General features: G+C 71.1%; 19 protein-coding genes. 7 read left to right on the top strand and 12 right to left on the bottom strand.

Going from position 1 to position 21,277, the window contains the following annotated elements:
* The first annotated feature begins 132 nt into the window (after positions 1 to 132).
* The 4 genes from AC21LY_RS18140 (at position 133) to AC21LY_RS18125 (ending at position 5,603) form a co-directional block, all read left to right on the top strand.
* Entirely contained in the window at positions 133 to 1,068 is a 936-nt protein-coding gene (locus AC21LY_RS18140; RefSeq protein ID WP_489047957.1) for a proteasome assembly chaperone family protein, read from the top strand.
* The gene (locus AC21LY_RS18135; RefSeq protein WP_489047956.1) at positions 1,065 to 2,033 is read left to right on the top strand and encodes an alpha/beta fold hydrolase; all 969 of its coding nucleotides are present in this window, start codon (positions 1,065 to 1,067) and stop codon (positions 2,031 to 2,033) included. Before AC21LY_RS18140 ends, AC21LY_RS18135 begins: the two co-directional genes overlap by 4 nt.
* Before the next feature lie 72 nt (positions 2,034 to 2,105).
* Positions 2,106 to 3,074, top strand: a complete 969-nt coding sequence (locus tag AC21LY_RS18130; protein WP_489047955.1) for an alpha/beta fold hydrolase — start codon at positions 2,106 to 2,108, stop codon at positions 3,072 to 3,074.
* 33 nt (positions 3,075 to 3,107) lie between these two features.
* Positions 3,108 to 5,603, top strand: a complete 2,496-nt coding sequence (locus AC21LY_RS18125; RefSeq protein ID WP_489047954.1) for a DEAD/DEAH box helicase — start codon at positions 3,108 to 3,110, stop codon at positions 5,601 to 5,603.
* Between the two features lie 12 nt (positions 5,604 to 5,615).
* On the opposite strand, the gene AC21LY_RS18120 is transcribed toward AC21LY_RS18125, so the two are convergent.
* The 3 genes from AC21LY_RS18120 to AC21LY_RS18110 form a co-directional block, all read right to left on the bottom strand.
* The gene (locus AC21LY_RS18120; protein WP_489047953.1) at positions 5,616 to 6,077 is read right to left on the bottom strand and encodes an SRPBCC family protein; all 462 of its coding nucleotides are present in this window, start codon (positions 6,075 to 6,077) and stop codon (positions 5,616 to 5,618) included.
* Positions 6,078 to 6,184: 107 nt separating this feature from the next.
* Positions 6,185 to 7,759 carry a class I adenylate-forming enzyme family protein gene (locus AC21LY_RS18115; protein ID WP_489047952.1) on the bottom strand — a complete coding sequence of 525 codons (1,575 nt, stop codon included), beginning with the start codon at positions 7,757 to 7,759 and terminating at the stop codon, positions 6,185 to 6,187.
* Between the two features lie 67 nt (positions 7,760 to 7,826).
* Entirely contained in the window at positions 7,827 to 8,213 is a 387-nt protein-coding gene (locus tag AC21LY_RS18110) for a DUF5997 family protein (protein ID WP_489047951.1), read from the bottom strand.
* A gap of 29 nt (positions 8,214 to 8,242) precedes the next feature.
* On the opposite strand from AC21LY_RS18110, the gene AC21LY_RS18105 reads away from it, so the two are divergent.
* Positions 8,243 to 8,971, top strand: coding sequence for a LysR family transcriptional regulator substrate-binding protein (locus tag AC21LY_RS18105; RefSeq protein WP_489047950.1), 729 nt, complete (start codon positions 8,243 to 8,245; stop codon positions 8,969 to 8,971).
* Between the two features lie 2 nt (positions 8,972 to 8,973).
* On the opposite strand, the gene AC21LY_RS18100 is transcribed toward AC21LY_RS18105, so the two are convergent.
* The 4 genes from AC21LY_RS18100 to AC21LY_RS18085 form a co-directional block, all read right to left on the bottom strand.
* On the bottom strand, positions 8,974 to 9,543 hold the full coding sequence (locus tag AC21LY_RS18100) for a cysteine hydrolase family protein (RefSeq protein WP_489047949.1): 570 nt from the start codon (positions 9,541 to 9,543) through the stop codon (positions 8,974 to 8,976).
* Between the two features lie 52 nt (positions 9,544 to 9,595).
* Positions 9,596 to 10,135, bottom strand: coding sequence for a Uma2 family endonuclease (locus AC21LY_RS18095; RefSeq protein WP_489047948.1), 540 nt, complete (start codon positions 10,133 to 10,135; stop codon positions 9,596 to 9,598).
* Between the two features lie 27 nt (positions 10,136 to 10,162).
* Positions 10,163 to 11,092, bottom strand: coding sequence for a hydrogen peroxide-inducible genes activator (locus AC21LY_RS18090; protein WP_489047947.1), 930 nt, complete (start codon positions 11,090 to 11,092; stop codon positions 10,163 to 10,165).
* Between the two features lie 62 nt (positions 11,093 to 11,154).
* Complete coding sequence (locus AC21LY_RS18085; protein ID WP_489047946.1) at positions 11,155 to 11,613, bottom strand: carboxymuconolactone decarboxylase family protein; 459 nt, start codon at positions 11,611 to 11,613, stop codon at positions 11,155 to 11,157.
* A gap of 80 nt (positions 11,614 to 11,693) precedes the next feature.
* On the opposite strand from AC21LY_RS18085, the gene AC21LY_RS18080 reads away from it, so the two are divergent.
* Complete coding sequence (locus AC21LY_RS18080) at positions 11,694 to 12,518, top strand: sigma-70 family RNA polymerase sigma factor (protein ID WP_489047945.1); 825 nt, start codon at positions 11,694 to 11,696, stop codon at positions 12,516 to 12,518.
* Positions 12,519 to 12,548: 30 nt separating this feature from the next.
* Here AC21LY_RS18080 and AC21LY_RS18075 read toward each other — a convergent pair whose 3' ends face one another.
* The 3 genes from AC21LY_RS18075 to AC21LY_RS18065 form a co-directional block, all read right to left on the bottom strand.
* On the bottom strand, positions 12,549 to 14,183 hold the full coding sequence (locus AC21LY_RS18075; RefSeq protein WP_489047944.1) for a solute symporter family protein: 1,635 nt from the start codon (positions 14,181 to 14,183) through the stop codon (positions 12,549 to 12,551).
* Complete coding sequence (locus AC21LY_RS18070; protein WP_489047943.1) at positions 14,180 to 14,524, bottom strand: DUF485 domain-containing protein; 345 nt, start codon at positions 14,522 to 14,524, stop codon at positions 14,180 to 14,182. The genes AC21LY_RS18075 and AC21LY_RS18070 overlap by 4 nt, the downstream gene beginning before the upstream one ends.
* Positions 14,525 to 14,674: 150 nt before the next feature.
* Positions 14,675 to 15,928, bottom strand: coding sequence for an aminotransferase family protein (locus AC21LY_RS18065; protein ID WP_489047942.1), 1,254 nt, complete (start codon positions 15,926 to 15,928; stop codon positions 14,675 to 14,677).
* An 18-nt stretch (positions 15,929 to 15,946) separates the two neighbouring features.
* Here AC21LY_RS18065 and hrpA point away from each other — a divergent pair, with 18 nt between their 5' ends.
* Entirely contained in the window at positions 15,947 to 19,903 is a 3,957-nt protein-coding gene (gene hrpA, locus AC21LY_RS18060; RefSeq protein WP_489047941.1) for an ATP-dependent RNA helicase HrpA, read from the top strand.
* A gap of 27 nt (positions 19,904 to 19,930) precedes the next feature.
* On the opposite strand, the gene nrdR is transcribed toward hrpA, so the two are convergent.
* Positions 19,931 to 20,404, bottom strand: a complete 474-nt coding sequence (nrdR, locus tag AC21LY_RS18055) for a transcriptional regulator NrdR (protein WP_489048043.1) — start codon at positions 20,402 to 20,404, stop codon at positions 19,931 to 19,933.
* A 213-nt stretch (positions 20,405 to 20,617) separates the two neighbouring features.
* A complete protein-coding gene (locus tag AC21LY_RS18050; RefSeq protein ID WP_489047940.1) occupies positions 20,618 to 21,253 on the bottom strand; it encodes a LysM peptidoglycan-binding domain-containing protein in 636 nt (211 codons plus the stop codon).
* Positions 21,254 to 21,277: the final 24 nt, after the last annotated feature.

Below are 21,277 nucleotides of genomic sequence, written 5' to 3'. Positions count from 1 at the left end.
CTTCCTCGCCGCCGCGATTCCGCCGTGAGCGGAAACACGCGGCCCGGAGGAATCGACACGATGTACGTGAGGTTGTTCCACGTGGAAAACTGGTGGCTCCCCGCGGTGGGAAGCACGGTGAAGGAGTAGCGCATGGACGAGCAGTCCCATATGTACGAACTGGAGTTCCCGGGCCCCTCGGTGTCCGACACCGACGGCAACGGCCCCGTACTCATCCACGCGCTCGACGGCTACGCCGATGCGGGACACACACTGCGTCTTCTGCGCGAGCACCTCAAGGACAACCTGAGCGCCGAGCTCGTCGCGTCCTTCGACGTCGATGAGCTGATCGACTACCGCTCCCGCCGCCCGGCGATGACCTTCGAGGACGGCTTCACGGGCGTCAGCGAGCCGGAACTGAACCTCTACGCCGTCCGCGATTCCGCAGGTCGGCCCTTCCTCCTCCTCGCCGGCGCCGAGCCCGACCTGCGCTGGAAGGGCTTCGTCAGCGCGGTCGCGGGCCTCGCCGAGCGGTTCGGCGTGCGCACCGTCGTCGGCCTGCACGCCATCCCCATGGCGGTCCCCCACACCCGCCCCGTGCCGGTGACCGCGCACGGGAACAAGCCCGAACTGCGCAGCGAGCTCCGCTCCTGGGGCGGTGCCACGATGCGCCTGCCCGGCAGCGCCGCGGGCATGCTGGAGCTGAGCCTCGCGGACAAGGGGTACGACACACTCGGACTGTCGGTGCAGGTCCCGCACTACCTGGCGCAGAACGACTACCCCGAGGCCGTCCTCGGCATGCTGGGCGCGCTCCGCTCCACCGTCGGACTGCAACTCCCCGACGGCGAGCTCCCGGCCGCCGCCGCACAGCTGCGCGAGCAGATCGACGCGCAGGTCTCCCTGAGCGCCGAGATCTCGACGGTGGTCGAGACCCTGGAGCAGCAGTACGACGAGGCCACCGCGCAGCCCCGCGAACTGCTCATCGCGGACGGCGAGGCCATCCCCACCGGCGACGATCTGGCCAGCGAGTTCGAGGCGTTCCTGGCCGAGCAGGCCGGCGACGAGGGCGAGAACGGCTCCTGGTCGTGACCCTGGTCCGCCGTCGGACCGCCCTGGTCCACGGGCATCGTCGCGCCTACCGCATCGGCGGTAGCGGTCCCGCCCTGCTCCTGATCCATGGCATGGCCGACAACTCCTCGACCTTCGAGCCGCTGTTCGAGCAGCTCGCGCGGGACTACACGGTGATCGCGCCGGACCTGCTCGGGCACGGCGGTTCGGACCGTCCGCGCGCCGACTACTCCCTTCCGGCGTTCGCGAACGCGATGCGGGACCTGCTGCTCTATCTCGGCATCGACCGGGCCACGCTGGTGGGGCATTCGCTGGGCGGCGGCATCGCCGGGCAGTTCACCTACCAGTTCCCGGAGATGGTCGAGCGCCTGGTCTTCGTCAATACGGGCGGCGTGACCCGGTCGGTGTCGCCGGTGCTCCGTGCCGTCTCGCTGCCCCTGTCGGAGATCGCGATCCGCTCACTGGCGATCCCCGGCGTGCTGCCGGCGGCCAGTGCCGCGCTCGGTCTCCTCGGCAGGGTGCCGGCCAGGATCTTCGTGGACAACGCGGAGTGCGCCCGGGTCCTCGCCGGGATGCCGCACGCGGGCACGCCGCGCGCCTTCGCGCGCACCCTGCGCGCGGTGGTCGACCCGTGGGGCCAGATCGTGACGATGCTCGATCGCACGTACCTCGCCGATTCGGTGCCGGTGCTGGTGGTGTGGGGCGCCGACGATCCGATCATCCCCGTCGAGCACGCCCACCTGTTGCACGCGGCGCTCCCCTCCTCCCGCCTGGAGGTCTTCGACGGTGCCGGACACTTCCCGTTCCGCACCGATCCGGACCGGTTCGTGCGGGTCCTGCGCGCCTTCCTCACGGAGACCGAGCCCGCGCGGCTGACGCGGGACGACCTGCAGACGGCACTGCGCCGCGACGTCGACCTCGATATCGCGCTCGACCCCGAGATCGAGCCCGTGATCGTGCCGGCCGGGGCCGAAACCCCCGCGTAACCGCGCGCGCCGGCGTCCGTAACCGGGCGCGGACATACTTCTGCGCAGAGTCGCCGCTGCGAGGAGGTCGTGATGAGCCCCGAAGTCCTTCCGTTCCGTGCACGCCCCTACGCACCCGAACTGTGCTTCGCCACGATTCATGGGCACCGCAGGGCGTACCGAATCGGCGGCAGCGGCCCCGCGGTGCTGCTCCTGCACGGCATCGGCGACAACTCCCTGGTCTGGGATCCGGTGATGACGCGGCTGACGGACCGGTTCACCGTGATCGCGCCGGACCTGCTGGGCCACGGGCTCTCCGACCGGCCGCGCGCCGACTACTCCATCGCGGCGTTCGCCAACGGCGTCCGCGACCTGCTGTGTTACCTGGGGATCGACCGCGTCTCCCTCGTCGGTCACTCGCTGGGCGGCGGCGTCGCCGGCCAGTTCGCCTACCAGTACCCGGACATGGTCGACCGCCTCACCTTCGTGGCGCCCGGCGGCGTCGACCACCACGTCGCCCCGCTACTGCGCCTGCTGTCGCTCCCCTTCGCCGAACAGATCGTGGCCCTCACGGCCCTGCCCGGTGCCCGACAGGTGCTGCAGACCGCGCTGCTCGCCGCCGCGGCCGTGCCCAACCCGGTCCGGCCCGACGCGGCACAGCTGCGCCGAGCCCTGGACCGGATGCCGAACACCGCCTCGCCGCACGCCTTCGCTCGAACCCTCCGCTCCGTCGTGGACCTGCGCGGACAGGTCGTGACCATGCGCGATCGCTGCTACCTCACCGCCGTGGTGCCGACCCTCGTCGCATGGGGGGCGGACGATTCGATCATCCCCGCGTCGCACGCGGAGCTCCTGCGCGAAGCCCTTCCCGCCGCGCGCGTGGAGATCTTCGACGGTGTCGGCCACTTCCCGATGACGGAGGCCCCGGACGAGTTCCTGGCACTTCTCACGGACTTCCTCACCTCGACGGAGCCCGCCCGGCTGCCACGGTCGCACCTGCGCGACGGCCTGCGCGCAGCGGCGGGCGCGACCGTCATCGCCCCGGTTCAGGAGCTGGGCTGAACAGCCGCGATGGCGGTCCGTAGGATCAAGTGAGTGAACCTCACCGACCTGCTCCCGGCCGACCCGACGGCGGACGCGGTCTTCGAGGCCTTCGCCGACTGGACCGCCGACCGCGGCATCACGCTGTACCCGGCGCAGGAGGAGGCACTGATCGCGGCCTGCTCCGGCGCCAACGTCATCGTGGCCACGCCCACGGGTTCCGGTAAGTCGATGGTGGCGATGGGCGCCCAGTTCGCCGCGCTCACGCAGGGTCGCCGCACCTACTACACCGCGCCGATCAAGGCCCTCGTCAGCGAGAAGTTCTTCGCCCTGTGCGAGGTCTTCGGCACGGAGAACGTCGGCATGGTGACCGGCGACGCGGCGGTCAACGCCGGCGCCCCGATCGTCTGCGCGACCGCGGAGATCGTCGCGAACCTCGCCCTGCGCGAGGGCGCGGACTCGGACATCGCCCAGGTGGTCATGGACGAGTTCCACTACTACTCCGAGCCCGACCGCGGCTGGGCCTGGCAGGTACCACTGATCGAGCTGCCGCACGCGCAGTTCGTGCTCATGTCCGCGACGCTCGGCGACACCTCCTTCTTCGAGGAGGACCTGGCCCGCCGTACCGGCCGGGAGACGGTGCTCGTCGCCGGCGCGGAGCGGCCCGTTCCGCTGCATTTCTCCTATTCGACGATGCAGATCCAGGATCAGATCGTCGAGCTGGTCACCACGCACCAGTCCCCCGTGTACGTCGTGCACTTCACCCAGCAGGCCGCCGCGGAGCGGGCGCAGGCGCTGATGTCCCTGCCCCTGGCGAGCAAGGAGGACAAGGCCGCGATCGCGGCGGCGATCGGCGATTTCCAGTTCACCACCGGCTTCGGCAAGACGCTCTCGCGACTGATCCGCTCCGGCGTCGGCGTGCATCACGCCGGGATGCTGCCCCGGTATCGCCGGCTCGTCGAGAAGCTCGCGCAGGACGGCCTGCTCAAGGTGATCTGCGGCACCGACACCCTCGGCGTCGGCATCAACGTGCCCATCCGCACCGTCTACCTGACGGGGCTGACCAAGTTCGACGGTAACCGCACGCGCCACCTGCGCGCGCGGGAGTTCCACCAGATCGCGGGCCGCGCGGGGCGAGCCGGGTTCGACACGATGGGCACCGTCGTCGTGGCCGCGCCCGAGCACGAGATCGAGAACGCACGTCGGGAGGCGAAGGCCGGCGGCGATCCGGCCAAGCTCAAGCGGGTGCAGCGCCGCAAACCGCCGGAGGGATTCGTGTCCTGGGGGAAGGCGACCTTCGAGAAGCTGGTCGCCGCCGATCCGGAGCCGCTGACCTCCCGCTTCTCGGTGACCAATTCGATGCTGCTCAACGTGATCGCGCGGCCGCGCAACTGTTTCGAGTCGATGCGGCACCTGCTCGAGGACAACCACGAGTCGCGGCGGAACCAGCTGCGGCACATCCGCACCGCGATCACGCTCTTCCGCGGATTGGAGTCCGGCGGGGTCGTGGAGAGGCTGGACGAGCCCGACGAGGACGGCCGGCACGTGCGGCTGACCGTCGACCTGCAGCCCGATTTCGCGCTGAACCAGCCCCTCGCGCCGTTCGCGCTGGCGGCCCTGGAACTGCTCGACCCGGAGTCCCCCGACTACGCCCTCGACGTGATCTCGGTGATCGAATCGGTGCTCGACGACCCGCGGCCGGTGCTGCGGGCACAGCAGAACGCGGCGCGCGGAGCGGCGGTCGCGGAGATGAAGGCCGACGGCATCGACTACGACGAGCGGATGGCACTGCTCGAGGACGTGACATACCCGAAACCGCTGGAGGACCTGCTCGTTCCGGCGTTCGCCACCTACGCCGCGGGGCACGCCTGGGTCACCCAGTTCGAGCTCTCGCCGAAGTCCGTGGTGCGCGAGATGATCGAGCGGGCGATGACCTTCAACGACCTGGTCTCGAAGTACCAGCTCGGCCGGTCCGAGGGCGCGGTGCTGCGCTACCTCTCGGACGCCTTCAAGACGCTGCGGCACACGGTCCCGGAGGCCGCGCGCACGCCCGAACTCGACGACTACATCGCCTGGCTCGGCGCCCTGGTGCGGTACGTGGACAGCTCGCTGGTGGACGAGTGGGAGGAGATGACCTCGCCGGATCCGGTGAAGGCGCACGCCTCCGCGCCGGAGATCGGCCGGTCCACCTCGCTCACCTCCGACGAGCGCGCCTTCGCCGTCATGGTGCGCAACGCGATGTTCCGCAGGGTGCAGTTGGTCGCCGAGGAGGAGTACGACCTGCTCGACGCGATGGATCCGGGGGTCGACTGGTACGCCGCCTTCGACGACTATTACGAGGAGTACGACGACATCAATACGGGCCCGGATGCCCGTGGGCCGCAGCTGTTCTCGCTCGACACGTCGATGCCCCGGGCCTGGCGCGTCCGGCAGACGATCGCCGATCCCGACGGTGACCACGGCTGGGCGATCACGGCTGTCGTCGACCTGCCCGCCTCCGACGAGCGCGGCGACGTCGTACTGGTGGACGTCGAGGTGATCTCCGGCTGAGTGCGGGCCGGCTCAGCCGGTGATGTGCCGGTCGAGGGCTTCCAGCGACCGGTCGAGGTACTCCGGCGGGAAGGGCGGCATGGGCACCTGGTCGCGGAACTCCTGGGGCGTGTCCGTCCAGTCGTAGGTCAGGGTCACATCGGTACCGTCGCCCGACGGTGCCAGGTCGTACCGCCACCACCAGCCGCCGGCCTGCCACGTCCCCTCCCGGCTGGTTCCCGGAAGCCAGCCGATGCTCCGGTCCCGGTCGAAGATGTTGACGGTGTTCTCGATGACGTAGTCGCCGCCCGCGAGGTCGAGATACATGTTCATGGCGAAGACCTGCCCCGCGTGGTCGATCGGCGCGGTGTCGATCGGATCGCGGACCCAGTCGGTGGGCTCGGCGTGCTGGTGCGTGTTCGGATCGCACAGCGCGGCGAAGACCCGCTCGGGCGACGCTGCGAAACGACGGGTGGAGGAGAAACGTTCGGTCATGGTGCACCTCGTGCTCGGCTCGGACGGTGCGGGCGGCGACCCGCTCTCATGTGTACAGCGTACACATGAGAGCGCGGCACCGAGCCGGGTTCACCGGAGGACGTCCGTCAGACCGCTCCCGTCGACAGCACGGCCTTGCGGATCTTGCCCGCGGGGGTGAGCGGCAGCGCATCGACGACCACCACCTCGTCGGGCACCTTGTACGCGGCGAACGCGGCGCGGCACGCCGACCGGATCTCCTCGGGCGCGACCTCAGCGCCGGCCCGGGGCACGACGAACGCGCGCCCCGTCTCGCCGTAGACCGGGTCGGGGACCCCGATCACGGCGACCATCGCCACGCCCGGCCGGCTCGCGATGAAGTTCTCGATCTCGGCGGGGTAGACGTTGTAACCGCCGCGCACGTACATCTCCTTCAGGCGGCCGCGCAGGGTGATGTGACCGTCCGACGAGAGCGTCGCGACGTCCCCGGTCGCCAGCCAGCCGTCCGCGCCGAACACCGCGGCGGTGGCGTCCGGCAGGTCCCAGTAGCCGGCCGCCACCGACGGGCCGCGCACCTGGAGCTCGCCGTCCTCGCCCGGCGGCAGGGGCGCACCGTCGGGCCCGGCCACCCGCACGTCGACACCCGACAGGGGCGTGCCGATGGTCGTCGCGAGCAGGTCCGGACCGTCGGTCTCGGCGGAGATGACGCACGCGCCGGACGACTCGGAGGCGCCGTACAGATTGGCGATCCGCGCGCCGGGGAACTGCGCCCGCATCCGTTCGGCCAGCGACGGCTCCAGGTTCGCGCCGCCGACGACGCACAGGCGGACCGCCGACAGGTCCCGGTCGGCGATCGCAGCGAGCATCAGCGTGTACATGGTGGGCACGCCCACCACCACGGTCGCGGCCCGCGCGGCAGCGGCATCGAGGCTCTGCTCGGGGTGGAAGCCCGGCAGCAGGGCCACGGCCGCACCGACGACGGCGGCCGCCGCGATCGTGCAGGTGAGCCCGCCGACGTGGTTGAGCGGCATGTGCCCGAGGATGACGTCGTCCGCGTCGAGGGCGAAGCGCTCAGCCTGCCCGGTGGCCGAGGCCAGGACGCTGCCGTGGGTGAGCACCGCGCCCTTCGGCGTCCCGGTGGTGCCGGACGTGTAGAGGATGACCGCGGGGGTGGAACCGACGGCCGCGTTCGGCAGCGCGGCGCCCTCGCGGGCCGCGAGGAAGTCGCGCCACGAGACGGCACCGGGCAGTGCGGAGAGGTCGCCGTCGCCCAGGAAGACGAACCGGCCGACACCGGGGAGGCGCTCGCGCATGGCCGACAGCATCGCGACGAAGTCGTGCCCCCGTGCCTGCGCCGAGCACACCAGCAGCCGCGCACCCGATTGCCCGAGCATGTACTCGAACTCCTGCTCGCGGTAGACCACGTTGAGGGTCACGAGGATCGCGCCGATGCGGGCCGTCCCCAGCCAGAGCAGGATCCACTCGACGCAGTTCGGAGCCGCGACCGCCACCCGGTCCCCCGGACCGATCCCCGCCGCCAGCAGCGCCTGCGCCACCTCCCGGGCGCCGCGGTCGATGTCGGCGTAGGTGAACTCACCGTCATCGGTGAGCAGAAAGGGCAGGTCCGGCGTCTCCCCCGCCCGCCTCGCGACGACCTCCGCGACACCCGATTCCGCTGCCGTGCACACTCTTTCCTCTGTCACGAGGCCGAGTATCGCACGGCGGGACACCCGATTCGCGCAGTTCTCCGGACCGGAGGAGCGCCGCGTCTCAGGTGCGCTTCGCGCGCTCGGCGTGCAGGGACTTCACCCGGCGCTCCTCGCGGAGCACCACCTGATAGGCGGCCCGCTCGGCGACCAGCCACTCGGGGTTCTCCGCGATGATCTTCTCGATCTGCTCGGTGGTCAGGGCCTGCTCGACGCCGCCCCGCGCCAGGCCGGAGATCGAGACCCCGAGCTTGGCGGCGACGAGGTTCTTCGGGTGCGGACCGTTCTTCCGCAGATCCCTCAGCCACTGCGGCGGATCCGCCTGCAGCGCTGCGAGCTCCGCGCGGGTGATCGGCGCGTCCTGGAACTCGTGCGGCGTCGCGGGCAGATACACGTCCAGCTTCTTCGCAGCGGTCGCCGGTTTCATGGACTGCGTGTTCTGCCTGCTCATGACCGCCAGCCTATCGGTAACCTCCAGGAGTGACCTCCTCGCTCCCGCTCCCCCTGCGCCTCGGCTACGTCCCCGGCGCCACGCCGGCCAAGTGGGCGCGGGTCTGGGAGGAGCGTCATCCGGACGTCCGGCTCGAGCTGGTCCCCGTCACCGCGGCCGGGGCGGCGGACGCGGTGCGCGAGGGCACCGTCGATCTGGCCCTGCTGCGCCTGCCCGCCGAGACGACGGGGCTCTCGACCATCGCCCTGTACGAGGAGCAGGTCGTCGCGGTCGTGCCGAAGGATCACCACGCGGCGGCCGCGGACGAGCTCTCCACGACGGATCTCGCCGACGAACCGACGATCCTGCCCCTCGACGATGCCCTGCACTGGTCCGCGGCGCCCGGCTCGCCGATCGATCACCGGCCCGAGACCACCGAGGCCGCAGTCGAACTCGTGGCGGCCGGCCTCGGCATCCTCCTCGTCCCGCAGTCCCTCGCCCGGCTGCACCATCGGCGCGATCTCACCTACCGGCCCGTCGTCGATGCGCCCGCCGCCCCCGTCGCGCTGGCCCTCCCCGAGGGCGAACAGCCCGAGAACGTCGCCGAATTCATCGGCATCGTCCGCGGGCGCAGGGCCGGCTCCTCCCGCGGGCAGGCCGAAGCCGCACCGAAGCGCACGGCGCGGGAGAAGACCCTCGCGAAGCAGGCGGCGCGGGCCGCCTCCGGGAAGAAGGCGAGCCCGTCGAAGGGCAAGCCCGCCAAGCGGACCCGCCGCTGAGCTCACGCCTGTCCGGCGATCCACTCGTCGACGGTGACCACCTCGGCCTGGCGCGGGAAGACCTTGCGCATGAGCACCCGGTGCACCTCGGGATCGTGATCGGCACAGGCGTCGAAGAGCACGGTGAGGCCGTAGTCCAGATCTCCGGCGTAGCGCACCGTCGAAAGGACGACACCGCTGGTCGAGATCCCCGCGAGTACCAGGTGATCCGCCTGCAGCCCCCGCAGGACCACGTCGAGATCGCTGCCGCTGAACGCGCTGAACCGCCGCTTGGTCACCACCGGCTCCCCCGGCAGCGGTGCCACCTCGGGAACGATCGCGGTGAGTGCGGACGCCTCGGTCATGGAGTCGCCGGCCTCGCGGATCATCGCGAAAGCCCGGTTCGTCGGCGCGATCTCGGGATAGCCGGGCCGGAAGGCCACCCGCACGTGCACGACGGGGACGCCCCGGTCCCGCGCCGCCGACAGGGCGCGTTCCGCCGACGCCACGGCCGCGGCGCCGGCGCGCCCCGCACCGTCGACGATGCCCTTCTGGAAATCCATGAGAACGAGGACGGTGCGCGAGGAGGACATGCCCCCAGGCTAGCCTCCGGCGACCGATTCGCTACCGCATGACCGGCCGCCTCTAGCGGAGCGCCGCGAGGTCTACCCGAACCGGGAACGGTGCCGTGGCCTCGAACGTTCCCGTGTACGAATGCGATTCGTACACGCCGTCCACCAGCGTGAGCACCTCCAGGGTGACGTCGTCACCCGCGAGGTCGACGATCCAGTAGTGCGGGATCCCCGCACCGGCGTACTCGTACCGCTTCATCACCAGGTCCACGCCGCGAGTCCCGGGCGAGAGGACCTCGACGACGAGGATCGCATCGGAAGCTGTGAAAGGCCGTACAGCGTCTCGTCGCATCACCACGACATCCGGGGCCCGGACCGTGGCCGGCGGGCGCGCCTCCACGATGAGATCGACCTCCGGAAAGACGTCGAAGGACGCCGGCGCAGCATCGTCCAACACCGCGAACAGCCTTCCCCCTGCGCGCTGATGCTCCGGCCTCGGCTTCGGCGACACGAGCAGCACCCCCTCCTGCAGCTCCGTGTGCGACGTCGAGTCCTCCCCCAAGGCACTCCACTCCTCCAACGACAGGAGGTGCGGTCGGGTCGCTTCGTGCATGGCGCCAGTCTAGTCCGCGGCCTACGACTACGTGCTGGTCACGGGCACGTCGGCGGCGGCGCGGGCGATCTCGGCGAGGCGGGTGAAGCCCTCGGTCTTCGCGCTCGAGGCCCGATAGGCCAGGCCGATCCGGCGGCCCGGGGCGGGCGCCGCGAACCGCGCCGTCGCCAGGTCGGTACCGCGCAGTTCGACGGTGACCGCGGGCTCGGGCAGCAAGGTCACGCCGAGGCCGCCCGAGACGCACTGCACGATGGTGGCGAGCGAGGCGGCGCGGGTATCGCCCATCACTCCGGCCCCGGCCTCCGCCTGTCGACAGAGGTCGAGGGCCTGATCGCGCAGGCAGTGCCCCTCGTCGAGGAGGAGCAACGGAAGGCCCGCGAGATCGTCCGCGGTGAGATCGTCGCGGCCGGCGAGCGGGTGGCCGGGCGGTACGACGAGGACGAACTCCTCGTCGTACAGCGGGATCTCGGCGATGGACGCACTGAGCACCGGCAGGGCCAGGAAGGCCGCGTCGATCCGGCCGGATCGCAGGGCCTCGAGCAGCCGGGCCGTCTGATCCTCGACGACGGTGACCTGGAGATCGGCGACCTCCGCGCGCAACTGCGGTAGGAGGCGCGGCAGCCGATAGGGCGCGACCGTCGGGATCATCCCCAGGCGCAGCGTCCCGCGCAGCTCACCGGTAAGGCCCGCTGCCGAACTGACCAGCTCCGCGGCCGACGCGACGATGCCGGTCGCCTGCTCCAGGAGCGCCGTCCCGGCCTCGGTGATGAGCACCTTGCGAGTGCTGCGCTCGACGAGCTGCACACCGAGCCCCGCCTCGAGCGCCGCCAGTGCCTGCGACAGCGACGGCTGGCTCACCCCCAGCGAGGTGGCCGCGGTGCCGAAGTGGCGCGTGCGTGCCACTGCGACGAAAGCACGCAGCTGCGCGAGGGTCGGCTGATAGGGCTGATCGGACATGCCTATGAGTCTAGGACCCGGCGGCGGTGCCCCCGTGGGGCACCGCCGCGAGCCCGCCCGCGTCAGGGACGCCAGGAGCCCGCCTCCTGACGGGTCGCGTGGTTCACCCGGTTCCAGAGGTTGATCTGTCCGACGGCGAGGACGAGCGCGGCCAGCTGGACGGCGTCGAACTCGTCGGCGGCGGCGTCCCACAGCTCGTCGGGCACCGCGTCGGGGTTGCCGGCGAGCGCCGTGAGCTGCTCCGTCAACTCCAGCGCGATCCGCTCGGCCTCGGAGAAGTAGGGCGTGTGCCGCCACGCACCGACGGCGAAGAGCTTGTCGTCGGACGCACCGTGCCTCCGCGCCATCCGCCAGTGCCCGTCGAGGCAGGTGCTGCAGCTGTTGAGCTGACTGGCGCGCATGTTGACCAGCTCCAGCAGCTCCGGTGAGAGGCCCGAGGCCGCCACCGCCTCGCCGAGCTTCGTCAGCGCGTCCATCGCCCCGGGCAGGGCGAAGGCGGGGTTCGTCATCCGTGCGGTCATGGGAGTCTCCTTCGGTCGGTCACACTCGGGGCGGGCGCCCCGTCATGGTGTTGACGGATCACCGACGGAGGATGTGACACATGGACCTGGACGACTTCATCAGCGCCCGCCCCCGGCTGCTCGCGGTGGCCACGCGGATGCTCGGCTCACCCACCGACGCCGAGGACGCGGTGCAGGAGGCGTGGCTGCGCGCCGACCGGGCCGGCGGCGACGGCACCGTCGACAACCCGACCGCGTGGCTGACCACGGTGGTCTCGCGGATCTGCCTGGACCGGCTGCGTGCGCGGCGCGACACCACGCCCCTCGACGAGGTGGAGCCCGTCGACACCGCACCGTCGCCCGACGCGCACGCCCAGCTCGCGGAATCCGTGGGCGCCGCGATGGGCGCGGTGCTCGACGACCTCGCCCCCGCCGAGCGGGTGGCCTTCGTCCTGCACGACGTCTTCGCCGTCCCCTTCGACGATGTCGCGACGATCCTCGGCAGGAGTCCCGCCGCCACGCGCCAGCTCGCCAGCCGCGCCCGCCGCCGGGTGGCGGGCGCGCCCCGTCCGGACGCGGCCCGCACGGACGCCGTGCGCGCCTTCCTCGCCGCGTCGCGCGACGGCGACTTCACGGCCCTCGTCGCCCTGCTCGATCCCGACGCGGTCTTCCGCACGCACACCGACGACGCACCGTCGTCGGTCCTGACCGGCGCGCCCGCGATCGCGGAGGCCTTCCTGTTCAAGGCCAAGACCGCGCTGGTCGCGCTGGTCGACGGGGTGCTCGGCTACACCGTGCGGCTGCCCGGCGCGCCCGGATACCTGCTGCTCGGCGACGTGACCTTCACCGAGGACGGCCGCATCGCCGCCCTCGACGTCACCCTGCGCACGGACGAGGTGGCGGGCAGCGAGGTCGTCCCGCTCTGACCGGGAACGACGGTGCCCGTCCGCGGGAGGCTAGTGGTCGATGGCCTTCTCGACACCGACACCGGTGAGCGAGCGGACCTCCATCTCGACCGCCTTGTCGGCCAGATCCGCATCCGGCTTGCCGAGGAGCGTGCCGAGGATCGCGAGGCCGAAACCGATCGGGATGGACACCAGGCCGGGGTTCTCGAGCGGGAACCAGTGGAAGTCCAGGGACTTGAACATCGACGTCGGCTTGCCCGAGACGGCCGGCGAGAAGACGATCAGGACGATCGCCGAGATCAGGCCGCCGTACATCGACAGGACCGCTCCGGTGGTGTTGAACTTCCGCCAGAACAGCGAGAACAGGATCGTCGGGAGGTTGGCCGACGCCGCGACGGCGAAGGCCAGCGCCACGAGGAAGGCGATGTTCTGCCCCATCGCCCCGATGCCGAGGATGATCGACGCGATGCCGATCACGACGACGGTGATCCGCGAGACGCGTACCTGTGCCTCCTCGGACGCCTTGCCGTGCTTGATCACGCCGTTGTAGATGTCGTGCGCGAGGCTGGCGGACGCGGTGATCGCGAGGCCGGCCACGACGGCCAGGATGGTCGCGAAGGCGACCGCGGAGATGACCGCCATGAGGATCGTGCCGCCGAGCGAGAACGCCAGCAGCGGTGCCGCCGAGTTCACCCCGCCCGGGGCCTTGGCGATCACGTCGGCGCCGACGTACGCCGCCGCGCCGAAGCCCAGCACGAGCGTGAAGATGTAGAAGGCACCGATGAGTCCGATCGCCCAGGTGACCGAGCGGCGCGCCTCCTTGGCCGTGGGCACGGTGTAGAAGCGCATCAGCACGTGCGGCAGGCCCGCCGTGCCCAGCACCAGCGCGAGCGCCAGCGAGAGGAAGTCGAGCTTCGTGGTCTCGGTCTTGCCGTACTTGAGGCCCGGCTCGATGATCTTCTCGCCCGACTTGCTGCCGTCGATGGCCTTCTGCAGCAGGTCCGAGAAGTTGCCCTTGACCGCGGCCAGCACCATCAGCGTCATCAGGAGCGCGCCGCCGACGAGCAGCACGGCCTTGACCATCTGCACGTAGGTGGTGCCCTTCATGCCACCCACCAGCACGTACAGGATCATCAGGACGCCGACCACGGCGACGACGATCGCCTGTCCGGTGGTGCCCTTGATGTTGAGCAGCAGCGAAACGAGGCCGCCCGCGCCGGCCATCTGCGCGATCAGGTAGAACAGCGAAACGGTGAGCGTCGCGAGCGCGGCCGCCATCCGCACCGGCCGCTGCTTCAGCCGGAAGCTGAGCACGTCGGCCATGGTGAACTTGCCGACGTTGCGCAGCCGCTCGGCGACCAGCAGGAGCGCGACCAGCCAGGCGACGAGGAAGCCGATCGAGTACAGGAAGCCGTCGTAGCCCTGGACCGCGATGGCGCCGCAGATGCCGAGGAAGCTGGCGGCCGAGAGGTAGTCGCCGGCGATGGCGAAGCCGTTCTGCGGGCCCGTGAACGTGGCGCCGCCGGTGTAGAAGTCGGTGGCCTTCTTCGTGGTGCGGCTGGCCTTGATGACCAGGCCCATGGTGACGCCGATGAACAGGATGAAGACGAGGATGTTCAGAGCGGTGGAGCCGACCTGCTGGCCGACCGTGATCGTGCCCGGTTCCCAGGCGAGGAGATCGGTCACCGGCCCGCCTCCCCGGCCTTGAGCTCGCCCTCGATGTGCTCACGCAGGCCCGTGGACATCGGGTCGACCGTGTTGTTCGCGAACCGGACGTACGCCCAGGTGATCGCGAACGTGGTCACGAACTGCCCCAGACCCATCACCAGGGCCACGTTGATGTTGCCGACGAGCTTGTGGCTCATGAACTCGTGCGCGTAGGTGGCCAGCAGCACGTACAGGACGTACCAGAGCAGGAAGGCCACGGAGATCGGGATCACGAACAGCGCCAGCCTGCGGCGGAGCTCGTGGAATTCCTTGCTGTCGTAGGCGCGTCGGTAGACCGCTGCCGTTTCGTCTTCGTTCACGCCCGAAAGTGTGGCATGGACCACATTACGCACGGGTACGAATCGTTCACAATCGCCGTGCAACCCCGTGCAACCCGGCAGGCCCGACGGTGCCGGGCCCCGCCCCCGGCCCGCCCGGGCCCGGCGCGGCGGCGGTGCCGCGCCGCGCCGTCAGGCGTCGAGGGCCCGTCGCGTCGCCGCCGCGATCTCGGCGATCTGATCGTCGGTCGCGACCAGCGCCGGGGAGTACTGCAGCGTGCCGAGGCCGGCGGCGCGCCCCGAGACGCCCTGCGCCCGGAGCTTCTTCACCATCGCCATGGCCTCCGCGGGCTCGTGCAACTGCACGCCGGCGACCGCGCCGACGCCGCCGCGCACCTCCTTGACCTTCGGATGATCGCCGAGCGCGGACAGCTCGCGCAGGAGCGTTCCTTCGAGACGCAACGCCTCGACCACGAGGTTCTCCCGCTCCATGATGTCGAGAACCGCCATCGACGCCGCCGCGGCCGCAGCGTGGCCGCCGTAGGTGTAGCCGTGGCGCCACCAGACGCCGCCGGCGTAGAAGGGCTCAGCGACTTGCGGGGCGACGAAGAGCGCCCCCATCGGGACGTAGCCGCTGGTGAGCCCCTTCGCCGTGGTCATCAGGTCGGGCTGCAGATCGAACCGGCTGGACGCGAACCATGCGCCGCCGATCCGCCCGAAGCCGGTGATCACCTCGTCGGCGATGAACAGGACGTCGTGCTCGCGGCAGATCTCGCGCACCTCGCGCAGATATCCCTCGGGCGGAGGCAGGATGCCGCCGGCACCGATCACGGGTTCGGCGACGAACGCGGCGATCGAGTCCGCGCCGACGCGCTCGATGAGGCCCAGTAGTTCCTTCGCGTCGTCCCAGGCGATGGTCGCCGTGTCGTCGAAGAGCACCCCGCCGTAGCCTTCGGCGTTCACCGGGATGCCGCCGAGCGAGGTGCCGCCCACGTGCATGCCGTGGTAGGCGTTGGACCGCCCGACGATCAGCTTCTTCCCCGGTCGCCCCTTCTCCTGCCAGTACCGGCGGGCGAGTTTGATCGCGGAGTCGACCGAGTCGGAGCCGCCGGAGGTGAAGAAGATCTTGCTGTCCGGCACGGGGGCGATCGACTGCAGGCGGTTCGCCAGCGCCACCGTCGTGTCGGTCGCGGCATCGCCGAAGCCGGTGACGTGCGCCACCTGGAGCAGCTGGTCGCGCACCGCGTCAGCGACCTCCGCCCGGCCGTGGCCGACGTTGGCGAACCACAGTCCGGCGGTCGCATCCAGGTACCGGTTGCCGTCGGTGTCGAAGACGTACGCGCCCTCGCCGCGGGCGAAGACGAAGGCGCCGTCGCGCTGCACGGCGCCCATGTCGGCGAAGCCGTGCCAGAGTGCCGATGAGGTCGTGGGTCCCTGTCCGCTCATAGGCATAAAATAGAGCAAATGACTGAGCAGCAGGCGCGCGCCGTACGAAGGGACGCAGACGACGGACAGCTCCTCCCTTCCACGAAGCGCGATCTGTACGCCGCGCTCGGCACGGACGCCGACCCCGCGCTCACCCTCCGGGACGAGACGCGCCTGCGTGCCCGACTGGGGCGCGCAAAGCCGTCCGACCTGCCGAAGCTGGCCCGCGAGATCGAGACCGCGCGGGGACGCTTCGCCGAGCGCCGCGACGCCGTGCCGGCGATCGTCTACCCCGAGAACCTGCCCGTCAGCGCACGGCGCGAGGAGATCGCCAAGGCCATCGCCGAGAACCAGGTGATCATCCTGGCCGGCGAGACCGGCTCGGGGAAGACCACCCAGCTGCCCAAGATCTGCCTCGAACTCGGCCGTGGCGTACGCGGGATGATCGGCCACACCCAGCCCCGGCGGCTCGCCGCGCGCAGCGTCGCCGAACGCATCGCCGAGGAGACGAAGACGGAGCTGGGCGAGGCCGTCGGGTACGCGGTCCGGTTCACCGACAGGGTCTCGCCGAAGACCTCGGTCAAGCTCATGACCGACGGCATCCTGCTCCGCGAACTCACGCGCGACCGGCTGCTGCGCGACTACGACACGATCATCATCGACGAGGCGCACGAGCGCAGCCTCAACATCGACTTCCTCCTCGGCTACCTGCGGCAGATCCTCCCCCGCCGGCCCGATCTCAAGGTGATCGTCACCTCGGCGACCATCGAGCCGGAGCGGTTCGCGGCCCACTTCGCGAAGCCCGACGGTGCCCCCGCCCCCGTCATCGAGGTCAGCGGCCGCACCTACCCGGTGGAGATCCGGTACCGGCCGCTCGACGAGATGACCGACGACACCGAGCCGCTCGACCAGGTGACCGGCATCGTGCATGCGGTCGACGAGCTCTCCCGGGAGGCCCCCGGCGACGTGCTGGTCTTCCTCTCCGGCGAGCGCGAGATCCGCGACGCCGCCGAGGCACTGGCCGCGCACGTCAAGCCCGGAACGGAGATCCTGCCGCTCTACGCCCGCTTGTCCTCCGCCGAGCAGCACCGCGTCTTCGCACCGCATACGGGGCGCCGGATCGTCCTGTCCACCAACGTCGCGGAGACCTCACTCACGGTGCCGGGCATCAAGTACGTCGTGGACACGGGCACCGCACGCATCTCCAGGTACTCGCTGCGCACGAAGGTGCAGCGACTGCCGATCGAGCCGATCTCGCAGGCGTCGGCACAGCAGCGGTCCGGGCGCTGCGGCCGCACCTCCGACGGCATCGCGATCCGCCTCTACTCCGAGGACGACTTCGACGCGCGGCCCGTCTACACCGATCCCGAGATCCTGCGCACCAACCTGGCCTCGGTCATCCTGTCCATGACGGCCCTCGAACTCGGCGAGGTCTCCGCCTTCCCGTTCGTGCAGCCTCCCGACGAGCGCGCCGTCCGCGACGGCACCGCCCTGCTCGAGGAACTCGGTGCTCTCGAAGACGCCAAGGAGGGCCACAAACGGCTCACCGCCGTCGGCCGCCAGCTCGCGGACCTTCCCGTGGACCCCAGAATGGCGCGGATGCTGGTCGCGGCCCGCGAATTCGGCGTGCTGCCCGAGGTCCTCGTCATCGTCGCGGGCCTGTCGATCCAGGACGTGCGCGAGCGGCCGGCCGAGCACCGTCAGGCCGCCGATCAGATGCACGCCCGGTTCGCCGACCCCACCTCGGACTTCCTCTCCTACCTCAACCTGTGGCGCCACCTCGGCGACCGCCGGGCCGAGCTCAGCTCGAGCGCCTTCCGCCGCGAGTGCCAGCGGGAGTTCCTGCACTACGTGCGGATCCGCGAATGGCAGGACCTGCAGGGGCAGCTCCGGCAGATCTGCCGGGACCTGGGCTGGAAGGTCGAATCGCTGGGCCGGGAGCCCGCACCGTCGCCCGAGAAGATCCACCAGGCGATGCTGGCCGGGCTGCTCTCCCAGATCGGGCTGCGCGAGCCGGACGGCAGGGAGTTCCTGGGCGCCCGCAATGCGAAGTTCCTCGTCTTCCCCGGCTCGGCGCTGGCGAAGAAGCCGCCGCGGTTCGTCATGGCCGGCGAGCTCGTGGAGACCTCGCGGCTGTTCGCGCGGACCGTCGCGAAGATCGAGCCGGAGTGGGCGGAGAAGCTGGCGGGGCCGCTCGCGAAGCACCACTACTCCGAGCCGCACTGGTCCACCAAACGGGAGGCCGTGCTGGCGAAGGAGCGGGTGACGCTCTTCGGTGTGCCGCTGGTCGCCGATCGCACGGTGAACTACGGGCGGATCGATCCCGTCGTCGCCCGGGAGCTGTTCATCCGGCACGCGCTCGTGCAGGGCGAATGGCGCACGCGGCATCCCTTCTTCGCCCGCAACCGGGCACTCCTCGACGACGCGGAGTACCTCGAGGACAAGGCGCGCCGCCGCGACATCGTCGTCGACGAGGACGGCCTGTTCGACTTCTACGACCGCCGGGTGCCGGAGGGCATCGTCTCGGCGCGGCACTTCGACTCCTGGTGGAAAAAGGCCTCGCGCACCGATCCCGCCCTCCTCGACTTCACCGAGGACGATCTACTCTCCGACGGTGCCGCCGAGGTGACGGCCGAGGCCTATCCGACGACGTGGTTGCAGGGCCGCATCGAGATGCCGCTGAAGTACCGGTTCGAGCCGGGCGCGGCGGACGACGGCGTGACCGCGCGGATCCCGGTGAAGGACCTCGCGACGGTGCGCGCGGACGGCTTCGAGTGGCTCGTCCCCGCCATGCGGGAGGAACTGGCGGTCGCGCTCATCAAGTCGCTGCCCAAGCAGCTGCGCCGCGAGGTCGTGCCCGCGCCGGACTTCGCCGCGGCCGCGCTCGCGCGGCTGACGCCTCGCGCCGAGCCGCTCACCGAGGGATTGGCGCGCGAGCTCACGCAGCTGTCCGGCACGGTGATCCGTGGGGGCGACTTCTCCCCCGCCGCCGTCCCGGATCACCTGCGCGTGACATTCACGGTGATCGGCGACGACGGGCGGGTCCTCGGCTCCGGCAAGGACCTGGACGCGCTCAAGCGCAAGCTCGGCGCGGCCGTGCAGCGGGACCTCTCCTCGCGGGCCGGCGCCTACGAACGGGCGCCGGCGAAGCAGTGGACGGCGGAGACACTCGGCGATGTGCCGCGCACCGTCGACACCGAGGTGCGGGGCAGCCGGGTCACCGGATTCGGCACGCTCTATCCCGACGGTGACCGGGCCGGCGTGAAGGTGGTGGCCGCCGAGGCGGAGCAGCGGGCGCTCATGGGCGCCGCGTTGGACGTGCTGCTGGCGAACGTCCTTCCGGCGGCGCACAAATCGGTCCTCCAGTCCGTCGGACAGCGGGAGCGGCTCGCGCTCTCGCAGAGCCCCTACGCGACGCCGATGGACCTCCTGGCCGACTGCCGGCGCCGCGCGATCACCGATCTGCGCGCCCGCGCGGGCCTGGCGTGGACTCCGGACGAGTTCGCCGCCCTCGCCGCGACGGTGCGGGCGGGGCTCGGCGCCGAGCTGCAGCAGGACTTCGCGCACGTGGCGACCGCCGTGGCCACCGTGACGGAGGTCCGCGGCGCGATCGCCTCGGCGCCGCCTGCGATGCGAGACGCGGCGGAGGACATCGCGGAGCAGCTGGACGCCCTCCTGTTCCCGGGTTTCGTCGCCGCGACGCCCGGCGTGCATCTGCAGCACCTCCCGAGGTACGCCGCCGCAGCGGCGGCACGGTGGGCGGCGCTGCCCGGCTCGATCGACCGGGACGATCGCGGGATGGCGACGCTCGACCGGGTCTACGCCGCCCTCACCTCGAAGCTGGACACCCTCCCCGAACACCGCCGGGACGCCGCGCTGGAGCAGGTGCACTGGCTCATCGAGGAACTCCGCGTGAGCCTGTTCGCGCAGTCACTGGGGACGGTCGGCTCCGTCTCCGAGAAGAAGGTGCTGGGCGCGATCGCCGCCCTCGGCTGAGGGCCCTCGGCCGAGGAACAGTGCCAGCTACGCCGCGTCGGTGGGGTCCGCCGCGGCGGCGCGGGCACGCAGATCGCGGATCGCGGCCTCGAAGTCCTCGATGGACGAGAAGCCCTGGTACACCGAGGCGAAGCGCAGGTAGGCGACCTCGTCGAGATCCCGGAGCGGGCCGAGGATCGCGAGACCGACCTCGTTGGCCGGGACCTCGGCCACGCCGGTGGCCCGGATGGCCTCCTCGACCTGCTGCGCGAGCTTGTGCAGATCGTCCTCGGCCACATCGCGACCCTGGCACGCGCGGCGCACGCCCTTGACCACCTTCTCCCGGCTGAAGGGCTCGGTGACGCCGTTGCGCTTGACGACGGCCATGACGGCGCTCTCGACGGTGGTGAAGCGGCGACCGCACGCATTGCAGGAGCGGCGCCGGCGGATGCCCTGGCCGTCGTCGAAGACACGTGAATCGACCACACGCGTGTCCTCGTTCTTGCAGAACGGGCAGTACATGGGTCCACCTCCCGCGCGGCTGCGCTCGGACGTCCGGCGGGGCAGCTGCAGCACGGTGGCCCCTGCCACCGCCGCGCCCCGCGATCTCGCCCTTGAGGATACGCGGGACGGGAACGGCAGCACGTTGCCGAGGTGGGCCGAGCGCCCGCGCTGCCGGGAATCCACTATCGAGATGAGGGTGGTCATCGTCGCATCTCCTTCGCTGATGATCGGTCAGTACCGCGGCGTGACCAGGGTCTGGCCCGGGTGGACACGGCCGTCCTGCAGGCCGTTGATCTCGCTGATCTCGGCGATCACCGCGGCGGGCGCCCGCCCGGGGGCGATCTCGCGGGCGATCTGCTCGAGGCTCTGGCCGGAGCGCACCGTGACGACCGACGTCAGCGCGGGCTGCGCGGCGCCCGCCGGTGCCGGCTCCGCCTGCGGAGCCCCGCCGAAGAGCACCAGCAGCGCGGCGAAGACCCCGGCGGCGAACAGCACGCACGCGGCGATCGACGGACCCGGGGTGCGGCGGGCGCAGCCCCCGACCCGCGAGGCGCCGAGCGGTGCGCGCCGAGCCGCCGAACGCACGCCCGGACGTTCGACGGTGCGCCGAGCGGATCCGCGCGCGCCCGTCACCCGGACGGCCGCCGGCACCGTTCGAACAAGCCCCTCGGCACTCCCGTTCGACGGGGTGATCGAAAGGGCCGAGGACTCCGACGAACGGCTGCGCGCGAGCCGGGGCGAGACCCCGCGAGCACGGGTGGCGCCGCGACGATCAGCAGCGGCGGAGCCGTGCCGCACGAGTGCCGGCGCCGGGGCGCCATCGTTCTGTGCTGCGGTGATGACGTCTCGATCGATGATCGCGGTCATGGTCTCTCCTGACATCGGTAGCGG

This window comes from Tsukamurella sp. II2bb (assembly GCF_057815145.1).
The sequence above is the reverse complement of the archived record's forward strand: the minus strand, read 5'-3'. Positions and strand labels throughout refer to the sequence as shown.